The following is an 18,106-nucleotide window of genomic DNA, read 5'->3' on the forward strand; positions in this document are numbered from 1 at the left end:
TACTGGAATGGATTCGCTACTCGCTTTTGATCGCGATTTCAGCCCAATAGCCCGCTTCGAAACGCCAGTCGGTCGCACGGTTAAGCAGTTCAAGCTTCACCGTTTGGCCAGCCCAGTCGCTCAGATCGAATTGGGCGGTGCACCAGCCATCCGGACAGGATTCATCATTGATTTGCATCCTATCATGCGTTTGTTCTGCATTAACTTTTAGCATCAGAAGCCAGTCACCTTGGGCATGATGAGAGACGACGGTCGAGAGGATCGTTTTCTTGCCGGTCGGAACCTCGATCGTGTTGGTCAGCGTGCAGGGAACATCGCGATCTTGGGGATGCGTTACAAAGACCTGCGGCTTGCCCCGAAAAGTCTCACGCAAACCAGGGGCCATGTCCTCGCCACAATTCGTGATGCTCCAGCCCGGAAATACCGAACCCAATTCAATGTTCAATTGCTTCTTGAAGACATTGCCTTCGATTTTTTGAAGCTCGGCTTCAGTGTATCGGCTTTCGATCGTAGGTCCCGGTTCCCAACAATTTTCTAGTGCAGACGGTCGCGCTGTAGCGATTGGAATTACGAAGACCTCATCACCGGATGGCTGCTTTTCGATCCGGCCACCTTGCCGAACAATTGCTTGTCGAGCCAACTTCTCACAGACGTTCAGCAAGGCGTCAAAGTTATATTCGGTATGGCTGAATTTGGGTGTGCGATCCAACGCCGACGTGTATTGCTTCGGCAAGTGATTCTCGCCGATCATTGTGCAGAGCACGCCGGCCGCGTTCGATGGGTTGCAGTCGGAATCTTGTCCGCAACGCATCGAAATGACCGTTGTCTTTTCGATATCCTTTTCGCCGTACAACAGGCCCATAACGATATAGGCAGCATTGATTTTGGCATCGATATTGAAATCGCCATGGCTGCACGAGAACCGCCGATAGGCGGGGTTGTCCTGATATTTTGCTTCGATCAATTCCCAAACGCGTTTCCAATCGTCAGGCTCAGCCGCGTGCCACTTCAACACGTCGCGGATTGCCTCCGCGAATTGGCTTTCTGCGGGGATGCAGGCGAGGCCTGCTTTGACGACCTTTTTCGGGTCATCTTGGAAGAACGCTTCGCTATACATACCAGCGACGAATTGTCCGCCATAGAGCCCGTCACCGTAGTTCATCAGCCGACCGAACTTCTCGCCAAGTTCGATCCCCACGTTGGGCATTCCAGGGGCAATAAGTCCCGAGTAATCCGCCTCGATTTGATAGTCAATATCATCGGCATGGGCGTTGTATTTTGGATGGCCGGAGTCGGGCGGAGCGATCCCGTTTCGGAGATTTTCGCGGCCGTAGCGGTTGGCATGCCAAAGCCTGTAGCCGCTGTTTGCAAAGTCGATCCCTGCCTGCCGTATCGACACATCGTAGCCGTATTGTTCCATTGAGCGCAGGAAGGTCATCTCGACGTAGATGTCATCCTGGTTGTATTGGTTGATGCGTTCCGGTATCCACTTTGGCACATCTTTTTCCGGGATGATCTGTCCGTTGAACTTGAACTCCGTGGGAGCGCCCCATCCGACTCCGATCATCTGACCTAACCAACCCGCTGCCATCTTGTCCCGATATTCGGCAACGGGAAGTCGGCGAAACCGAGTCACCGGTTCCTCCGCCAAGCCGAATGCCGGGACGACCAATGTTGCTATAAGCAGTGTGAGTTGAAAACGTTTCACGGAAGTAAATCCTCTTTTCAAATAGAACAAACTCGAAACGAGAAATGTTTGGCCAGCGAAAATTTCTCATTCTTCTTGATGCGTATCACGTCGTGTCTATTCGGCGACTGTGACGATGACTCGATGATATCTTGTGAGCGCCGGGTTGCCATCATCGGTTAGTTCCAGGATCAGATGGACGGTGCTTCCTGGTTCGTTAGGGACGACGAATTCAGCGGTCTGGCCATGATGAAGGGTTGAAATATCAACGGTGGTCTTACATGAATCGACGTCAATGTATTGCCACCACTTGAATGTTAGCGCATCGCCGTCCGGATCCGACGATCCCTTCGCGCTGACCGATACGCGTTCTCCGGGGGGCGCGGTTCTATCAAGCGAACCGACGACTCGTGGCTGGGGCGGATGATTTGCTTTGTCAGGATCCCGAACGCACCAATCCGCACGGGCGGCCCAATCGTTTTGGAAGGCTTCGGAAAAACGCCAAATGGGTTTAGATAGATCACCACCGTCACGGGCGTCTCGCCAAGTGGCACTCCCTGGCTTCTCGCGGATAAAACGCCCACCCCAGCCTCCATAGCCGGGATGCTCAAGGCTCCGTAACCCGACGGGAATCTGATGCATAAACGAGGGTGAATCGCCTTCCGAGCGAAAGCCTTTCTGAGGATGTGCCTCATACGAAGCACACAATGGGCCGTGACCATGCAAAATATTCTCTTCCATCCAGCTACGGTCGTAGAACGCGTGCAATTCCTCCGGAATCAATCGGTCCCAAGAATAGGCAATGGCTGCAAATTGTCCAAAGCTTCCGAGCGTTTGAAGCTCAGGCCAGTTCGGCTCAATGTACTCTCGAAATGTCTTGTCTTGATCCAGGATGAGATAGAGAATTGCTTTTTGGGATACGCGATCCATCGCCTCGGGGTGATCTTGTTGAATCGTTTTCAAAGCCCTCGCGATCGTATTGGTTCCACCCCATGCTTGCAGATACACAGGTGCGGGATCATCCTGGAGCAAGATCTCAACAATTTGTGTCGAACCGGGTGTCACCTTTTCCATTTCACCAACATTCTCAATGTTTCCGGTGTAGATCAGCTTGCGAAGTTCATCGGGTGTGTAAAAGCCATTATCGTGTTTGGCGAGTTGGGGATAGATTGTCTCGTAGGCATCAAGTTGTTTGTCGAGCCAGACTTCATCGGCCCAGTTGTGTCGTGCTATTTTGTCGCCGTCGCCCTTCCAATGGAATTTTGAGCTGCTGTGGATAATGCCTTGGATGTCCCACTGGTTGTTGTATAGCAAGAATCGAATCATCGAGCATCGGTCGTCGATCTCGCCATCGGTCGTTGCGATGATCTTTGGTCGATCATCACGTTTGGGCATCGGTGTTCCAGCACCATCTTGTGCAGCATCGGTTTGTTGGTTTGAGTGTAACGGTGGTGTGGATCGCATCTTCGGGATTGTTTGCGAAAAGTCCGGTTGGGATGCGATGTCAGCTTGAATTTGTCGCAAGGTGGGTACATCAAGTGCACCATCCGCCCCCGTTTTGCTGCCGTAAATTCGGATGCCATGCAATCGCCCGCGGAACTGGCGATCCATACCAGAACGATGCAGCGTGGTGTTGTAATTGCCTACGGTTAACGGGCCGCTATTGTTGCCTGTTGGACCGACTGAATAGGTCGTCGCTCGGTCACGTGTCACCGGCGAATCGGGTTTGCCGAAATACCAATGCACGTTATTTTTCTGTTTGGTTTCGTCATAGGTAACGGCAAAGAAGGTCCACTGACCGGGCTGGAGTTTCTCAGTCGAGGAATCATTTTTTACTTGATCTGGCCACTGGTTGACGGCCAAACGCATTCGCCCATCGTTAAGGTGTACCAAATCGAAACCCGATTGATTGTAATTCAAGTTGAAGGCGATACGATTACCTCCGGATCCGGTTTGAAGCGATCCAGGTCCGGCCCAACCGCAGATCGTAAACGACCGCAATCCTTCGAGTGTTGGCAGCGGCTTATCTTCGGTTCCCACCGCGACCCAGCCCCACTCTCCGTCGCCGGGTAGATTCAGTGTGCCGCTATCGGATTGCGTGATCGGACCGTGAAGCTCAATTGGGGTTTGGCCGTTCTTTTGTCCCACTTGCACGAGTGGTGCGTCCGGACCAGTCGCATGTATATGCGGTGCTGAGACAATGCTAGAGATAACGCTAGCTAGAATGACGATAGCCGTGCGTTGCCAATGCTTGTTCATGGAGTGATCCTTTATCGGTCGGTTTCTTAATCATCCTGAGTTGCATGGACAGGCTACCGTTTGACGAATTTCTCAATGGTTGGTTCGCCTTTTAGAAAGCCAAGGCTTTTGAGGAAGATGTCTGATTCACGAACCGTTTCAACGAAGTAATTTGTATCACTCTTTTTGGCTGTGAAGTTGAAGAAGCCGTGCCCTTGGCCTTCGTACAAATGGTTCTCGTAGCGAACACCTACCTTTTCCATTTCCCTTTGGAAATTTTCTGTGGTGGCAACTGGAATGAGTTTGTCCTTGGTGCCGAAAAATGCAATCGTGGGCGGCATCTTTTCGTGCAGATTGTGCGCCGGTGAAAAGATTTGCCAGTAATCCTTTACTCGGTCGTGTCCGTATCCATCGGGGCCATTGTCATAAACTGGGTTGAACAGGACCAACGCGTTAGGAACACAGTTGCTTGCTACCTTGTCGGATTCCTCAAGTTTTTGGCAGGCAGCGACCGCTGCGGCAACATGGCCACCCGCAGAACCGCCACCAACCGCAACACGGTCCGGATCAATGCCTAGGTCTGCCGCATTTTCACGAACCCAGCGAATGGCCGACTTGCCGTCAAACACGCATGTTTTTGGGGTCACGTTGTGTGACTTCTTGGTGCGATACTCAGCCGAGATTGCAACCATACCGCGACTCGCCAAGTACTCGCAATGCGGATAGAACTGCGATGGGGTACCACCATTCCATCCGCCGCCGAAGAAAAACACTATGCATGGGATTTTGCCGGTCGCTTGATAACCAGGTGGGTGAAACACATTCAGATCCAACTCATCGGAACTTCCATCGGCTTGTTCGACCGTCTTGTAGGCGATGATTGCGTCAGGCGCAGGCTTGATATTGTCATCCGCTCGAGCGATGCAAGTAGCGACTGACAAAACGATGGTTGCGGATAGCACGACTCTTCGTGGGGAAAACATGTTTGGATGGTTCATGATTGGAATAGGATGGGGAAAGAATATGATAACAGAATCGGAGTTGCTTGATTCCTAAAAGCATCATAACAATGTTTCCAAGGCGATGGTCCCCGAAGCGAATCTTGATAACCATGATTTGCGACTCGGGTTATCCGATCACTTGCTTGCGTCGACGGGAATCAAGCAACGAAACACGAATGGCTTCACGGTAGTAGGCAATTTCACGACAGAAGACAAGTTCGCGACAGAAGGCAATCTTCAGGAAAGAGAATCAAATGAGACGAATATCAACCGTTTATGGAATCAATCCTTTGTTAGCTCGAAGAGTCCGCTCTCGACATTTTGTTGTAGGTGTTCTAAGCGTTCTGGTATGTCTATTTGCCTGCGGAGCGGTGGATGCGGCGAGACCAAATATTATTGTTATCCTTGTCGACGATATGGGCTACGGTGATCCGGGTTGTTTCAATCCCGATTCAAAGATAGCGACACCGAATATTGATTCGCTTGCTCGTGATGGTATGCGATTTACTGACGCGCATTCCCCGGGTCCGCTCTGCCATATGTCGCGTTACGGGCTAATGACCGGACGCTATCCATTTCGTACTGATGTGACGCGTTGGCCAACCGAGCCATTAATCGATGCCGATCAATGGACGATCGCAAGTCTGGCCAAACGGGCGGGGTATCATACGGCGATGGTTGGAAAATGGCATGTTGGCTTTAAAGAAGAGGGTTATGACAAGCCGCTAAAAGGGGGGCCGGTTGACCGAGGTTTTGACCGTTTCTTTGGGTTACGAGCATCCACGGACATTCCCCCCTACTTCTATATTCGCGACGATCGGGCCGTTGCGGAACCGACCGAGCGGATCGAGGCGAATCGTAGTGAAGGCTGGTCGCCGATTCAGGGCGCATTTTGGCGTGCCGGTGGAATTGCACCGAACCTCCAACTCGATGACGTGCTGCAGCGGTTCACCGACGAAGCGATTGAAGTGATCCAGAATCATCAAAAGAACGTGACGGAGGAGTCGCTGATGTTATATCTCGCCTACCCGGCACCACACACACCATGGCTTCCCACGCCGGAGTTTGTTGGTCGTAGCGGAGCGGGCATGTATGGCGATTTCCTAATGATGGTCGACTCCCAAATCGGGCGGGTCCTCGCTGCCATGGATAAAGCAAATATGAAGGAGGATACGTTGCTGGTGTTTACTTCGGACAACGGTCCTTGCTGGTACGACAAGGATGTCGAGCGATTCGGGCATGATTCAGCCGGCGGGTTTCGAGGGATGAAGTCCGATGCGTGGGAAGCCGGCCATCGAATGCCATTTATTGTACGCTGGCCTGGCCAGGTCGAAGCGGACGTGTCCTCCGATCAACTCATTTGTTTTACCGATTTGTTGGCGACATTCGCCGCGATTCTTGACGTCCCATTACCCGCTGAAGCCGGCCCAGACAGCATCGATTTTTCGCCAACACTAACAGGGAATCCCGCGACCAAGCCACGGCGGCACTTCGTGATGCGAGCGGGTTCGCGGTCATCGATGATGACAATTCGTGAAGGAAACTGGAAGCTGATTACGGAACTCGGTTCCGGTGGTTTTTCAAAACCGAAATACATTCCGTCAAGTGCCGATGGCGTGACCGGTCAGTTGTACGACCTTCAACGTGACCCGACGGAGTCAACGAACCTGTTTCTACAATGTCCTGAAATCGTCGCCCGATTGACTACGAAACTGGCTGAAATCGTCGACAAGGGACACAGTCGTTAGGGGTGATTTCGCAGGCAATTTTGTTCCATTTGAATGCACTCAGCCATTTCACTGATGCTCTTTTCGTTTGTCTTTATTCTCATCACTTGTGATTGAGATACCGCTAGTCGACAATGCCAAACGGCAAAGCGAGCTTGTCTCCGGCAATGTTTTTTAAGTCTGCGTAAAGGTTTGTGGACAGTCTTCCAGAGGAAAGCCAACGATTTTTCCGTTGACAGTTTCGTGTTTCTGTCGTCACGGTTACACGGTAAACTATTATTCAACTCACAGCATAGGCAGGTTTGATGGACCACAAAGATACTGCGGCAGAATTTGACGAGCTGGAAGAAATTCTTAGCGAGGTGTTTCGTGAGAGTGTGAGAGTGGAATCGGCCGTGCAAGAGCATTTGGGGGATTCGACACTATCAATTGCAGACATCGGATACAGCCGCACGACTCGTCATAGCGACGGCCCATCAACGACTCAGCACATCCGTGAAACGATCCTCCTCTCCGACGATCCCGAATTGGAACTGCCCGAGTTTACTCTAGGGCCGAAGCCGAAGACGGTGATGTTTAGCCTGCTTTCAAAGTTGGCTGGTGCAAACAATATTGGATTCGATAACTCGCCAGAATTTTCGGAGCATTACAATCTGTTTGGTTGGGCGGAGAAGCCGGTTCGGTTGCTGTTCAATAAGACGCTTCGTGATCATTTGGGTACACAATCGACTTGGAACGTGATCGGCAAAGGAAATGCGTTGGTTGTTTTTCGGCATAACGACGTCGTTGTTGGTGCCGAACGCGAACGTTTCAAACGTGACGGGCTGGAAATTGTCTCGTTGTTTCAACAAGCCGAAGAATCGCTCGATGCGATCGGTGGGGTTCGTAGGGAAACGACCGCGAATGATATGGCAGCGACTGCGGATCGGATGGGCGGCTTAGTCGGTTCGATGTTGGCGAGGCAATTAAATAAGTTGCGGATCACACGAAGCGAAATGGAGCAGTTCGCCAATCAACTTTCACCTCGTGACATCCCTATTGGAATGAAGCGACAAGTTCTCGGTGAGACTCTCGTCTTGGTCTTTGTCGGTTTGATGTTCGTCGTCACCGGGCTTGTACTTGGAACCGTCTTTCTGTTTGTGCCAGGTGACTGGAGCCCGTTGATCGCGTATTTGATTTTGATCACGCAACCACTGATCGGCGGTTTGATTCTCTTCTTTACGATTCGCTATCGTAGCCGTAAAAAACGAACGCTTGAAAATGGAACCCTCATCAAGGCGAATGTCGTCGGCATCAAGGCGACTAGCACATCGGTTAACGATCAGAAGCAATTTAAAATCAAGGCGGAATATACAGACCACGGAAAGGTAGTCCGCAAGACTTTCAACGCCTATGGCGGATCCGTCGACCACGCGAGGAAATGTGAAAGCGACGGTCAGCCGATTCGAATTTTGATCGACCCAAAGGATCCCGAGCACGTGATTGGATTGGATCTGTTGTTAGTGTTTGATGAATAGTAGGCAACAAGGCTCGCACCGTGTCGCTTTCTGCCCACTGGTGTTGGCACTGCTTAAGAGCAGATCGAGCTGGATCGCTTGCCTTATCCATTCAGCACGGCTTTTTGTGGTGCCACGGGTTCAGCCGGCTTGTCTTTGGGGGCATCACGCGAGGTCCACTGCGTCATGCTTTCTGCTGCTCGATCCTTCAGTTCGCTGAACTTGCTGCTGACTCCACTCAGCCGCTCGTCCCACACCGGATCTGGTTCCATGTCTTGGGTCTCTTCGCGGAACGTCACGATCATTGCAGCAAGTCCTAAAGGTTCATAGATCGCGACATGGATCACGTACGCAGACGCAATCACAAAAATGGCCACAGGAAACTTCATCGATTCAAAGAAATAGCCGACTACCAAACCCGGGATCAGAAATAGCACTAATAGTGCAAAGAAACTAATCGCACCGACCACCCAGATACCAACAGCTGCCTTAAGCAGTTCTTTCCAGCACTGCGCATACAAAATCACACCATCTTTTGCTGATGCCCAAAGCGTTTGTTTATCGCGTTTAGTTAACCAATAGCTGAAGATCGCTTCGTCCACGTAGGTCAGGCTACGATCGATAATCTTCATCACTGCAGTAGCCGCCTTTTCAATGCCGGGTAGTGGCAGGAAGTCAACGATGTTGGCTACGGATCGGGTGAAGGCTTTCAATATCCCGGCGACGAGGGCATCCACAGCGAACAGGATAGAGATATCTTTGACGTTGTTGGTGATGATGTCTTTGCCGTACTGGTACTGACTGACACCCTTGGGCAGTTCCTTATGGACAATTAGTTCGGTCATCACCGCCACGTGAGCGGCCTGAACCATGTATAGAAGATATCTGCGAACCCAAATCCAAATTCCACCGAGGCCGACGATGGCTATCAGCATCACAATCCAACCCCATTGGCCGAACAGCCAAGCCAACCCGGCGAAGACCAACAAGTAGATCCCAATTCCAACTGCAAAGGCGACGTAAATTCCCAGACGCACACCCATTATCGGCAGCGTCTGCATAAGCAAACTCCACCCCTTCGCCAAACGACCTAGTACAGTACTCATGCTTGAGTCCCCTCTAGCTATGTAGAAGCCGTTCAACACCACACCGACCAACCGTCAACCGACCAACCGTCAACCGCTATTCTCCACTCCGCGAGTTCATGGTTGGATGGCGGTGTACTGAACGACTCTCGGACAAAGGTCCCCATGGCCAATCCTGTTGCAATTCTATGAATGAAATCCCACGGGTTCAAGTTTGTGGTGCCGGATGTTGTCCGGCGGTGGGGTAATTGGCGGAGGGCAGGAGCACTCTTGCAAAGAGAATTTCCCCACGCGAAGCGTCCAATGGTTGCGCACCGGGTTCCACAAACAAACCATTCACTGCCTTCAGTGGTTTGATCGTATCTCGGACCATGTATCTGGCAACAATTACGTTGACGAAGGAGGGGCGATGTTCGTTTCAAACTCAATTCGCACAGGATACGCCATTCCATAGCCGGGTTGCGCGGGCATTCTGATTTCCATTCCCTGCGGCGTCTGGTCCCATTTCAGTTCGCTGTCCACACCCAAGAGGCGGACGGACTGGATGCCATCGAGGTCGGATTCAGCCAACGATTGAACGACCATCCGCTCGCCTGGCCAATCCAATGCAGTCGCGTAGAGGACGTTGTTGTTCTTGTTCCTGGTGAAACGAATGTCCTTGCCAGTGCCATGGTAGGTTTTGCGACCGTGCTCGTCCTTTTTATTCCACGCCTCGGACACTTCGCCGAACACGTCATATGGTCGGGTTGCGTAGACCGCTTCGCCACAAACTTTTAGCCAAGCACCAAGCTCTCGCATCATTGCCTTTTGGTCGTCCGGGAACGTGCCATCGGCTTTGGGAGCGAAGGAGAGCATGAGCACGCCTCGCTTGCTGATAATGTCCATTAATTCGTCGACGATGGTGTTGGTTGGCTTGATTGCCACGCCCGGAACATAGCCCCAATTGTGGTCGTCATACACGCAGTCATCGGTTTGCCAAACCATCTCAGCAATATTGTCCATGCCACCACGTTCAAAGTCACGAACGGCCGTGCCAGGCTTGAACGTCGCCCAGTTCTTGTAGTTCAAAACGACTTGCGGCGAACCAAACTTTCCTTTGCCGCTGTCGATGGCATTGTTGTAGTAGTATGACGCAAACGCTTTGCGGCGTGATTCGAAAATTGGCGGGTTCATACCCCAGTCGAAGTAATACAAGTCGGGCTTGTAAAGATTTGCCAATTCTTTGGTGCGGGCTAGCCAACGATCCAAGTCTCGCTCGCTCGGTTGAATCGTGTCTCTGGATCGTTTTAACCAGCTTCCGCGTTCCTCGCCTTCCTTGATGCGTATTTTATCCATTCCCGGTTCGATGATCGGATTGCCATAAAGATCCTGGTTGGCGGGATCTTTGGCGTCGTAGCCGTTAATGTGATTCCACTGAAAAAATGTAGAGTTCCAAGCGGTGTGGTTAGAGACGCCGAACTTGAGTCCCCGCTTGCGCACTGCCTCTGCAATTTCTCCGACTAGGTCACGCTGTGGCCCCATGTTGACGGAATTCCACTTGCTAAGTTTGGTATCCCACAAGCAGAAGGAATCATGGTGAGCACCCATCATCGTGAAGAACTTTGCACCACCATCAACGCAGAGGTCGGCCCATTGGTCGGCGTCAAAGTTCTCCGCTTTGAACATCGGAATGAAGTCCTTGTAGCCGAATTGGCCTGGGTCCCCATAGGTCGCCTTGTGGTGTTGGTGCGTGGCTAAACCTTGGTTGTCGCGGCTGCTTTGCCCATGCTGGCAATACATCCAACGGCCATACCACTCGCCCGCGTGGTCACCCATAAATGCCGGCACGGAATAGACGCCCCAGTGCACCCAGAAACCGAGTTTTGCATCCTCGTACCATTGGGGCGCTTCGTATTGCTTCAGTGAATCCCAGTTGGGTTCGTAGGTTTGGCCATGTGCTGTCAAAGACAAACAAACCATAAAAAAGAGAAGTGCTTTGCGCATCATTTGCCTTGTATTCGTGTTCGCAGATTCATATTCGCATATTCGCGTTTCGATCAACGTTGCACATTTCCATCGGTTACTTCAACAAAGAGTACATCATACGGCTTCAATGTTGGTGTGTCGCTTATGATTTGCCCGGAAAGTAGGTTTCTGCAGATAGTCTCGTTCGTAGCATTTCTTAACGACAGTTTAAGCGACGCTGGAGTTTTGCCGACATTGACAATCGAGACAACAGGATGTCCCTTCTCCATTTCAATGCACTTCCAAGTACAGCCTTTCCCTTCAGCTGAGTTTTCTTCTTGAATAACAACCGGAGGTGCCTGCCCCCGACTTCCGATGAATCGCAGTGCTTTGGACTTCATGTCTTTAAACGATTTTGTTTGGGCGATTCGCGGTGAATTGCCCAAGCCTTCTAGCGGACGACCATATTGGTCCATCTTCAAACTGACTTCATCGATGAGGACATGACCACCTTGGTTCACGTAGTTTTGAAGGGCTTTTAAGTCGTCCGGCGTCACATATTGCGTTTTGTGGATAAGTACAACGTCCCAGTTGCTGTGCTCTTCGGCGGACAGAATATCCGCGGTGACGTAGCCTAAGGGAACTCCTTCAAAGAACAACGATTCATACAGCTCAAAGACGTCATCCATGTGTTCTGGTTTATTGATGGCTGAAGCCTTGCTGTAGAAAATGCGGATTGGCTTCCTCTGCCGCTGCATCGCGACGATTTCCTCCGCATAGGAATTAAGGTCCATCATGGTGGAGTGAACTTCGTTGACGATTCGCGGCTGTTGATTGTTCGAGGCACCGAATCCCTTGCCTGCGTTCCTGCGGATCGATCCGTCTTCCATTCTGGCCCAAAACCAATTCTGGCTGACCGTGAGTCCCTGTGTGTGCGCTAACCAGAATGTTGCGCGTGCATACGCCGGATTCATGCGCAGATCCCGCGAGCGGCCCGTTGACAAAAAATGCGACTCCGTGTTGAACATGATCTTCTCTGGGCTAACGGATTTGAGAAAATCGTGTGCCATACTCATCTCTCGCCAATCAAGCGCATATTGATCCTGCCATTGGACATGTCCCCACATGGTGTTGTAGGCCGAACCCGCATCATTGCCGATGATGTCGCTCATCCGGGTGAGTGCCTCCAAGTCGATGCCGTGGTTTCGCTTGTTATCGGTCCATAGGTTCGGCATGATCTTGAGATGCACCTTCGCGGAGGGATCGTGTCTGCGTATCTCTGTTTTCAAGAACTGGTACCAATCTGTCACGCGATCCATATTGAACGACACCCAATCATGCCACTTTGGGGTCCCCTGCAACTCTGCGGAAATGGGAATCGTGATCTCGACTTCTTCGAAGCTGGGAAAATGCGTGCCCCAAAGTTCATTCAGAGTTTCGATGTTCTTGTGGCGTTCCAGTAGCCATTGATTGAATTTCCTCAGCGTGTATTCCGAGACGGGGCCAGTCGCCCAGACATCTTTAGTCGTATAGAAATGCGGCTCATTGCAGAGCATATATCCAAGTTCAGAATATTTCTTGCCAGCCATGTAGGGAACGGTTCCCGACAGCAGTAGGCGATTCATTTCTCGGGCGCCGGGATGATCAATGTCGTAAGCGGTGTAGGTATCGTCTCGCATCGAGAACTCAGGGCCGTAGTTGTGTTTCGCCCACTGAGGGACGTTCTTGTGGTTCAGGAAAATGAACCCGGCCCGTCCGTCTGGCTTCTCCTTTAGTTCACTCAAGATTCGCTGTGAAATCTCACCGTCCTCGTTCAGGATAAACGGATGCATGAGGAAAAAGCCGTCCTGCTGACCATGGTATTCATTTAACTCCGCGATATCGGGTTTCCACGTCCAGTCGGTTAGAAATACCGGGCTGTTCTCAAATGTTAACACGTCTCCGTTGTGAGACACCTTCGACCAGTCAATATTCGGGATGGGCTTTCGTCGAGTGGTACCAGCAATCAGTTTGTCTATATTTTCTGTCGCTTCATCCAGCATGATGATCACTTCCTGACGCTCAAAATCGGCAAGCATTTCGGCGGTTTCTGAAGCGGTTTCTTTGTACTTGGGCACCAACTTGAATTGGTCGGTGTTGATGTTTTTGTGGGCTTCATCCCAGTCCGAATATTTAAGAAACACCTCGGCGGTGCGAACCGTCATCTTTTCCTTTAACGTATCGATGCCAGCGGTGTCGGCCTGCGAGATTCGAGTGTTAAGACCCTCTATCTTTTGGCGAGCCGTCTCGTTCAGTGATTCTCCACGAACCGTGTTCACACACCACGCAGGAATCAAGAGCACGGCGACCAGAAGCAATTCTTTTAGGTGTGTCATAGGGACGATACTGATCATGGATATTCGATAGTGTTGAAAAAAACGGTGCGTCGGTGAGCCACTCAAACGGATACCGAGGATCCTCTTTTTCGTCACCGTCCTCCGTTCAAAAATGGGAGTCGGCCCTTTAGTGTAGTCCATCGGATACGGCTTGGTGATGGAAGACAGTTATCAGGCTCATCATTGAGGGCGTTGTCTGGCATTTTTGCTCCATTTCGCTATGATTATCGCGTTGTTCGGAGGCGGAGACGTCTGCGGAATCTGCCTGTCAGCACATCATCCGAAAGGGCTGCTGTGGCTATTCGGGCTTGTCGGCATCCTTATCTGATGGGTAATTCAATGCGTTGGTGGCGGAAGCATAGAGTCGACGCGGATCGACGTTACAAACGGTCGCCTCGACTTGCACTGGAACCGCTCGAGCCGAGGCGTCTGTTGACCGCGACGCCGTTCAATGCAGATCCGCTTCTGATCCAAGACGGCGCCAAAATTCAGGCTGAGGAGTATGACCTTGGTGGTGAAGGTGCCGCGTATCACGACTCCGGTGCATCGAACGGTAGTGGTGGTTTTCGTGGCGCTGAAGGGGTTGACCTGCAAGTTGCTTCCGACGTTGACGGCGGGCACAATCTCGGTTGGACTGCTGACGGTGAGTGGCTGCGGTATTCAGTGGATGTCATGCCCGGCATTTACAACATCACCGCTCGCGTAGCATCCCAGCATGCTTCGCCGGGCGATCTGCGTTTGCTAATCGGAGACGGAACCACGTTTACTGAGTTGGGAGTCTTCTCGATTGAGTCGACCGGCGGATCGCAGAGTTGGAATACGCTGACGATTCCCAATGTTTCGTTGGAGGGTGGAAGCCAAGTATTGCGTGCGGAAATCGTCGGCGGCAACTTCAATCTCAATTGGTTCGAATTCACTGAACACGCGGATGGGATGGTTGTTGATGATGGAATTGAAATTGGATACTCAGGTTCATCGCTAACGGCCCAAAACGACGATGTCACGACCAATGAGGACACTGCGGTCGTTGTCGACGTGCTAGACAATGATTCGGGTGGCGTTAGTCCGCTTTCGATTGTGCCTGAGGTCGTCATGGTTGCCGACTACGTTGACGACTTCCAAAATGGTTCGCCGCCCACGGGTTGGCAATATTTGTGGAATGAGAATGGCAGTTTTGGTAACGCGTCAAATTATTCCCCGCTCACTTGGGAATCATGGCGTTACTATCCCAAGGGAGTTACGACGACACCCTATTTGACTGGTACCGGAGGCCATTCAGGCAACGGAAGCGACGACGCTACGTCGGGTGGATTCGATCGTTACGCCATCGCTGCATACACGACTCAAAGCGACGGAGAGTATTCGATAGCCGACAGTCTATTGAGTCGGAGTGGCGAGTTCGGTGACGGCGTGGAGGTCGCGGTTCACGTCACTGGGGGCGAGATCACGCAATTGCTGCAAGTCAGCCCGGAAGATCCTGATACTACGGCATTGGAAGGGACTGGGACTTTCGACACACCATTGGGGTTCCTTGCCGCTGGAACAACGATTTATGTGGCAGTCGGACCGGATGGCTTGGACGCTGGGTCGAGCAATGGTAACGACGGTCTGAGTTGGGATTATTCGATTGTCCGAATCGATGGCTTGCGGGCGTCCACCGCGGGTGCCACGATCACAACCGATGGAACGACGGTAACGTACGACGCACGCGGCTTATTCGATTCGTTGCAAGCCAGCGAGACCGCGACCGATACGTTTACTTATCGAGTTACCGATGGCTCGACGACCGATGACGGTGCGGTTTCGGTCACGATTACCGGCGTAAACGACGCGCCAGTCGCAGAAGGCGATTTGATCGTCGCCTATCAAGGTCGGGAAAAGCGGCTGTTCGTGCTCGAGAACGACCACGATGTCGATGATGAGACACTAAGTCTGAGTTCCTTCTCTCAGCCCGCCCATGGTGTATTGGTTGACAATGGTGATGGTTCGCTTCGATACACACCCACGTCCGGCTTTGTGGGCTCCGACTCTTTTTCTTACACGATCCAGGACGCCGGCGGATTGCAGTCGATCGCAACGGTGTCGTTAAGCGTGTTGGCTGTGGAGGAAGTGGACGTGTCGATCGATGTGGGGGCTCATCGGTTGGTGGAAGGCACTTTGGAATTTGACCGTACACGCTACCTCGGATTCCACGGTGATCAATGGGTTCCAGAGCCTTATCGTTCTCAGCTTGCTGATCCGAACGAATTTAATATTGCCAAGACACGATTTGACACCAATATTGATGGCGTGGCGGGCGGAGTTCATTTGCCGGTTGATTATCCGGACGGCTTGCCCGAAGACGCGACGAATCCCGGATTCATTGATCGCGATTTGCTCGTTGATGCCATTCAAGCCTACAGCAATTGGGTAGCCAATGACGGACGCAACCAACCTCTTCGCGAACATGCATTACTTGGTGAATCGAACGAAAATGTCGCCGTCTATTCCGGCCGGAACACGACGTTGCATTGGCCTGACTATCTGCTGACCGATCAAGATACGGGACAATACAAGGAAAATATTCCGCTGAATTATCCCGGCTATGCTGATCTTATCAACCTATTCTTCACTGAATTGGATATTCCGATTGAGTCAGATCGCCTCTATTTTGAGGTGATGAATGAACCCAACTTTGACTTCCACGATGGCTACACGATTGACAATGTGGTGGAGATGCACAAGTTGGTTCCGCCGTTGATTCGCGCCGTTCATCCAGACCTTTTGATTGGTGGGCCGGGCTTTGGCGGCACCGGCTTTCGCGACCAAGACGGTTGGAGCTTGTTCGAGCAAGTCATGCGTGAAGCAGGGGACGAACTTGATTTCTGGTCGTTCCATCCATATGACCGCTACAACATCAGTAGTTCGAATGTTGTCGCCAAGGGGATCGTGACCTCAGCAGGTCGGCTGTCTGCGAATTTGGATTTGATTGAAAGCTACAGCAATGAACAATTTGGTACGCCGAAACAGATAGCGATCACCGAGTACGGGGCGTGGACACTCGCGTTTGGTGATTACAGTCAGTACAGTCGCCAAGACCGCATGTGGGATCAGGTGAACGCGGTAATGGAAAAGATGTTGGTGTTCATGGACCGTCCTGATCGAATCCTCACTGCGACTCCGTTCCTTAGCACCTACGATCGCGGCATCAATGGCGGCGCGTCCGAAGGTGACAAGTGGAGCACGCGATTGTGGGTTAAAGATGATGACGGCAATACGGTCGAAACCACGGTTGCCTCGATGTACCGATTGTTGGTTGGCATCGATGGCAATTACGCTCAGGTGTCAAGCGACAATGCGAATTTACAGACCCAAGCGTATCGCAATGGGGATACTGCGTACTTGGTACTCAATAATTTACAGGATGCACCACTGAATGTTGACTTGACGGCTAGTGCAGGGACATTTGGTTCGATCGATAGTGCTGTGTTAAGACGGTTGCGATTTATCGACGGCGAAGCCGATTTTGATTCGGGAAATCCAATCGTGGATTGGAGCAGTTTGGCCCTCGATGGGCAGGAGAAAGCCGTCTTGGTTTTTACCCTTGGAGGCTCCGAAACATACGACTCGGCGATGAATGAACGCACTTTCTATGGTGATCGTTCTAATGTTCCGATTGCAGATAGTGGCACGGCAACGATCACCGTAACCACGGACCTTCGCGATGCGGTCTCGGCAAAATTGCGAATTGCCTACATGCGACCCAGTGATGGCGTTGTGCCCGAGATTACCATCAATGTCAATGGGACCGCCTTCGTCATCCCCGGTGGAACACAAGGTTATGACGATGCAGACGCAACGACGACTTCCCGGCAAATTGATCTCCCGATGTCGGTGCTCAATGACGGCAGCAATGCCGTTGAAGTGACGTTCCCCAGCGCCGGCGGGAACCTGTTGTCGACAGTCGTGTTGGTGCAACAGTCGCTCGGCGATTTTAATGACAGTGGCGGGTTTGATGGTCTTGATCGTAAGAGGTTGGTTGGCGAAGTCGGTCAAGCGGTCACGGCAGCGAACATTCAATTCGACCTGAACGAAGACAATGCAATCGACTCGTTGGATGTCGGTTTTTGGGACACGCTCAGGGGAACACACGTTAATTCGACGCCGGTTGGCTTGCCCTCCATCATTGGCGTTGCGAAAAGTCGAGGAACGCTTTCGGTGGACACCACCGGTATCAACGATGCTGACGGGCTAGGTACTTTGAACTACCAGTGGCTGCGTGGCTCTGTCGCTATCCCAGAGGCAACCAATACCGAATATCTTTTGAGCGTCGAAGACGTTGGTTTTCCGATAAGCGTCCAGGTTAGTTACACGGACGCTATGGGCACCGACGAAGGACCGCTGGCTAGCTCGCCGACGGCGTTGGTTCTCGATGTGAATGAAGCACCGGTTTTAGATATCTCGATTGCGGATCAAACCGCGACGGAGGATTCGCCGTTCACGTTTAGCTTCAGCGGAAACACGTTCGGCGATCCTGATGACGACGCATTGAGCTATGTTGCTTCCTTGGCGGA

Annotated in this window: 9 protein-coding genes; 3 read left to right on the forward strand and 6 right to left on the reverse strand. The window is 51.8% G+C overall.

All coding sequences use genetic code 11. From position 1 onward, the window contains the following. Positions 1–16 precede the first annotated feature (16 nt). From CA13_RS26500 to CA13_RS26510, 3 genes are all read right to left on the reverse strand, one after another. Positions 17–1,708, reverse strand: coding sequence for an ADP-ribosylglycohydrolase family protein (locus CA13_RS26500; protein WP_146401840.1), 1,692 nt, complete (start codon positions 1,706–1,708; stop codon positions 17–19). 96 nt (positions 1,709–1,804) lie between these two features. Next, positions 1,805–3,946, reverse strand: a complete 2,142-nt coding sequence (locus CA13_RS26505) for a nucleoside hydrolase-like domain-containing protein (RefSeq protein ID WP_146401842.1) — start codon at positions 3,944–3,946, stop codon at positions 1,805–1,807. A gap of 53 nt (positions 3,947–3,999) precedes the next feature. After that, a complete protein-coding gene (locus CA13_RS26510) occupies positions 4,000–4,923 on the reverse strand; it encodes an alpha/beta hydrolase (protein ID WP_419194857.1) in 924 nt (307 codons plus the stop codon). 257 nt (positions 4,924–5,180) lie between these two features. On the opposite strand from CA13_RS26510, the gene CA13_RS26515 reads away from it, so the two are divergent. Together CA13_RS26515 and CA13_RS26520 are read left to right on the forward strand one after the other, a co-directional pair. After that, a complete protein-coding gene (locus tag CA13_RS26515; protein WP_146401844.1) occupies positions 5,181–6,674 on the forward strand; it encodes a sulfatase family protein in 1,494 nt (497 codons plus the stop codon). Positions 6,675–6,958: 284 nt separating this feature from the next. After that, entirely contained in the window at positions 6,959–8,170 is a 1,212-nt protein-coding gene (locus tag CA13_RS26520) for a hypothetical protein (RefSeq protein ID WP_146401846.1), read from the forward strand. 83 nt (positions 8,171–8,253) lie between these two features. Here CA13_RS26520 and CA13_RS26525 read toward each other — a convergent pair whose 3' ends face one another. From CA13_RS26525 to CA13_RS26535, 3 genes are all read right to left on the reverse strand, one after another. Beyond that, the gene (locus tag CA13_RS26525; RefSeq protein WP_146401848.1) at positions 8,254–9,210 is read right to left on the reverse strand and encodes a hypothetical protein; all 957 of its coding nucleotides are present in this window, start codon (positions 9,208–9,210) and stop codon (positions 8,254–8,256) included. 411 nt (positions 9,211–9,621) lie between these two features. After that, a complete protein-coding gene (locus tag CA13_RS26530) occupies positions 9,622–11,220 on the reverse strand; it encodes an alpha-L-fucosidase (RefSeq protein WP_146401850.1) in 1,599 nt (532 codons plus the stop codon). 50 nt (positions 11,221–11,270) lie between these two features. After that, on the reverse strand, positions 11,271–13,553 hold the full coding sequence (locus CA13_RS26535) for a beta-galactosidase (RefSeq protein WP_419194858.1): 2,283 nt from the start codon (positions 13,551–13,553) through the stop codon (positions 11,271–11,273). A 327-nt stretch (positions 13,554–13,880) separates the two neighbouring features. Between CA13_RS26535 and CA13_RS35695 the strand changes: the two genes are divergently transcribed. Beyond that, a partial coding sequence (locus CA13_RS35695; protein WP_419194859.1) for an Ig-like domain-containing protein occupies positions 13,881–18,106 on the forward strand: 4,226 nt, incomplete at its 3' end.

It is taken from the genome of Novipirellula herctigrandis, assembly GCA_007859835.1.
Taxonomy (GTDB): Bacteria; Planctomycetota; Planctomycetia; order Pirellulales; family Pirellulaceae; genus Novipirellula_A; species Novipirellula_A herctigrandis.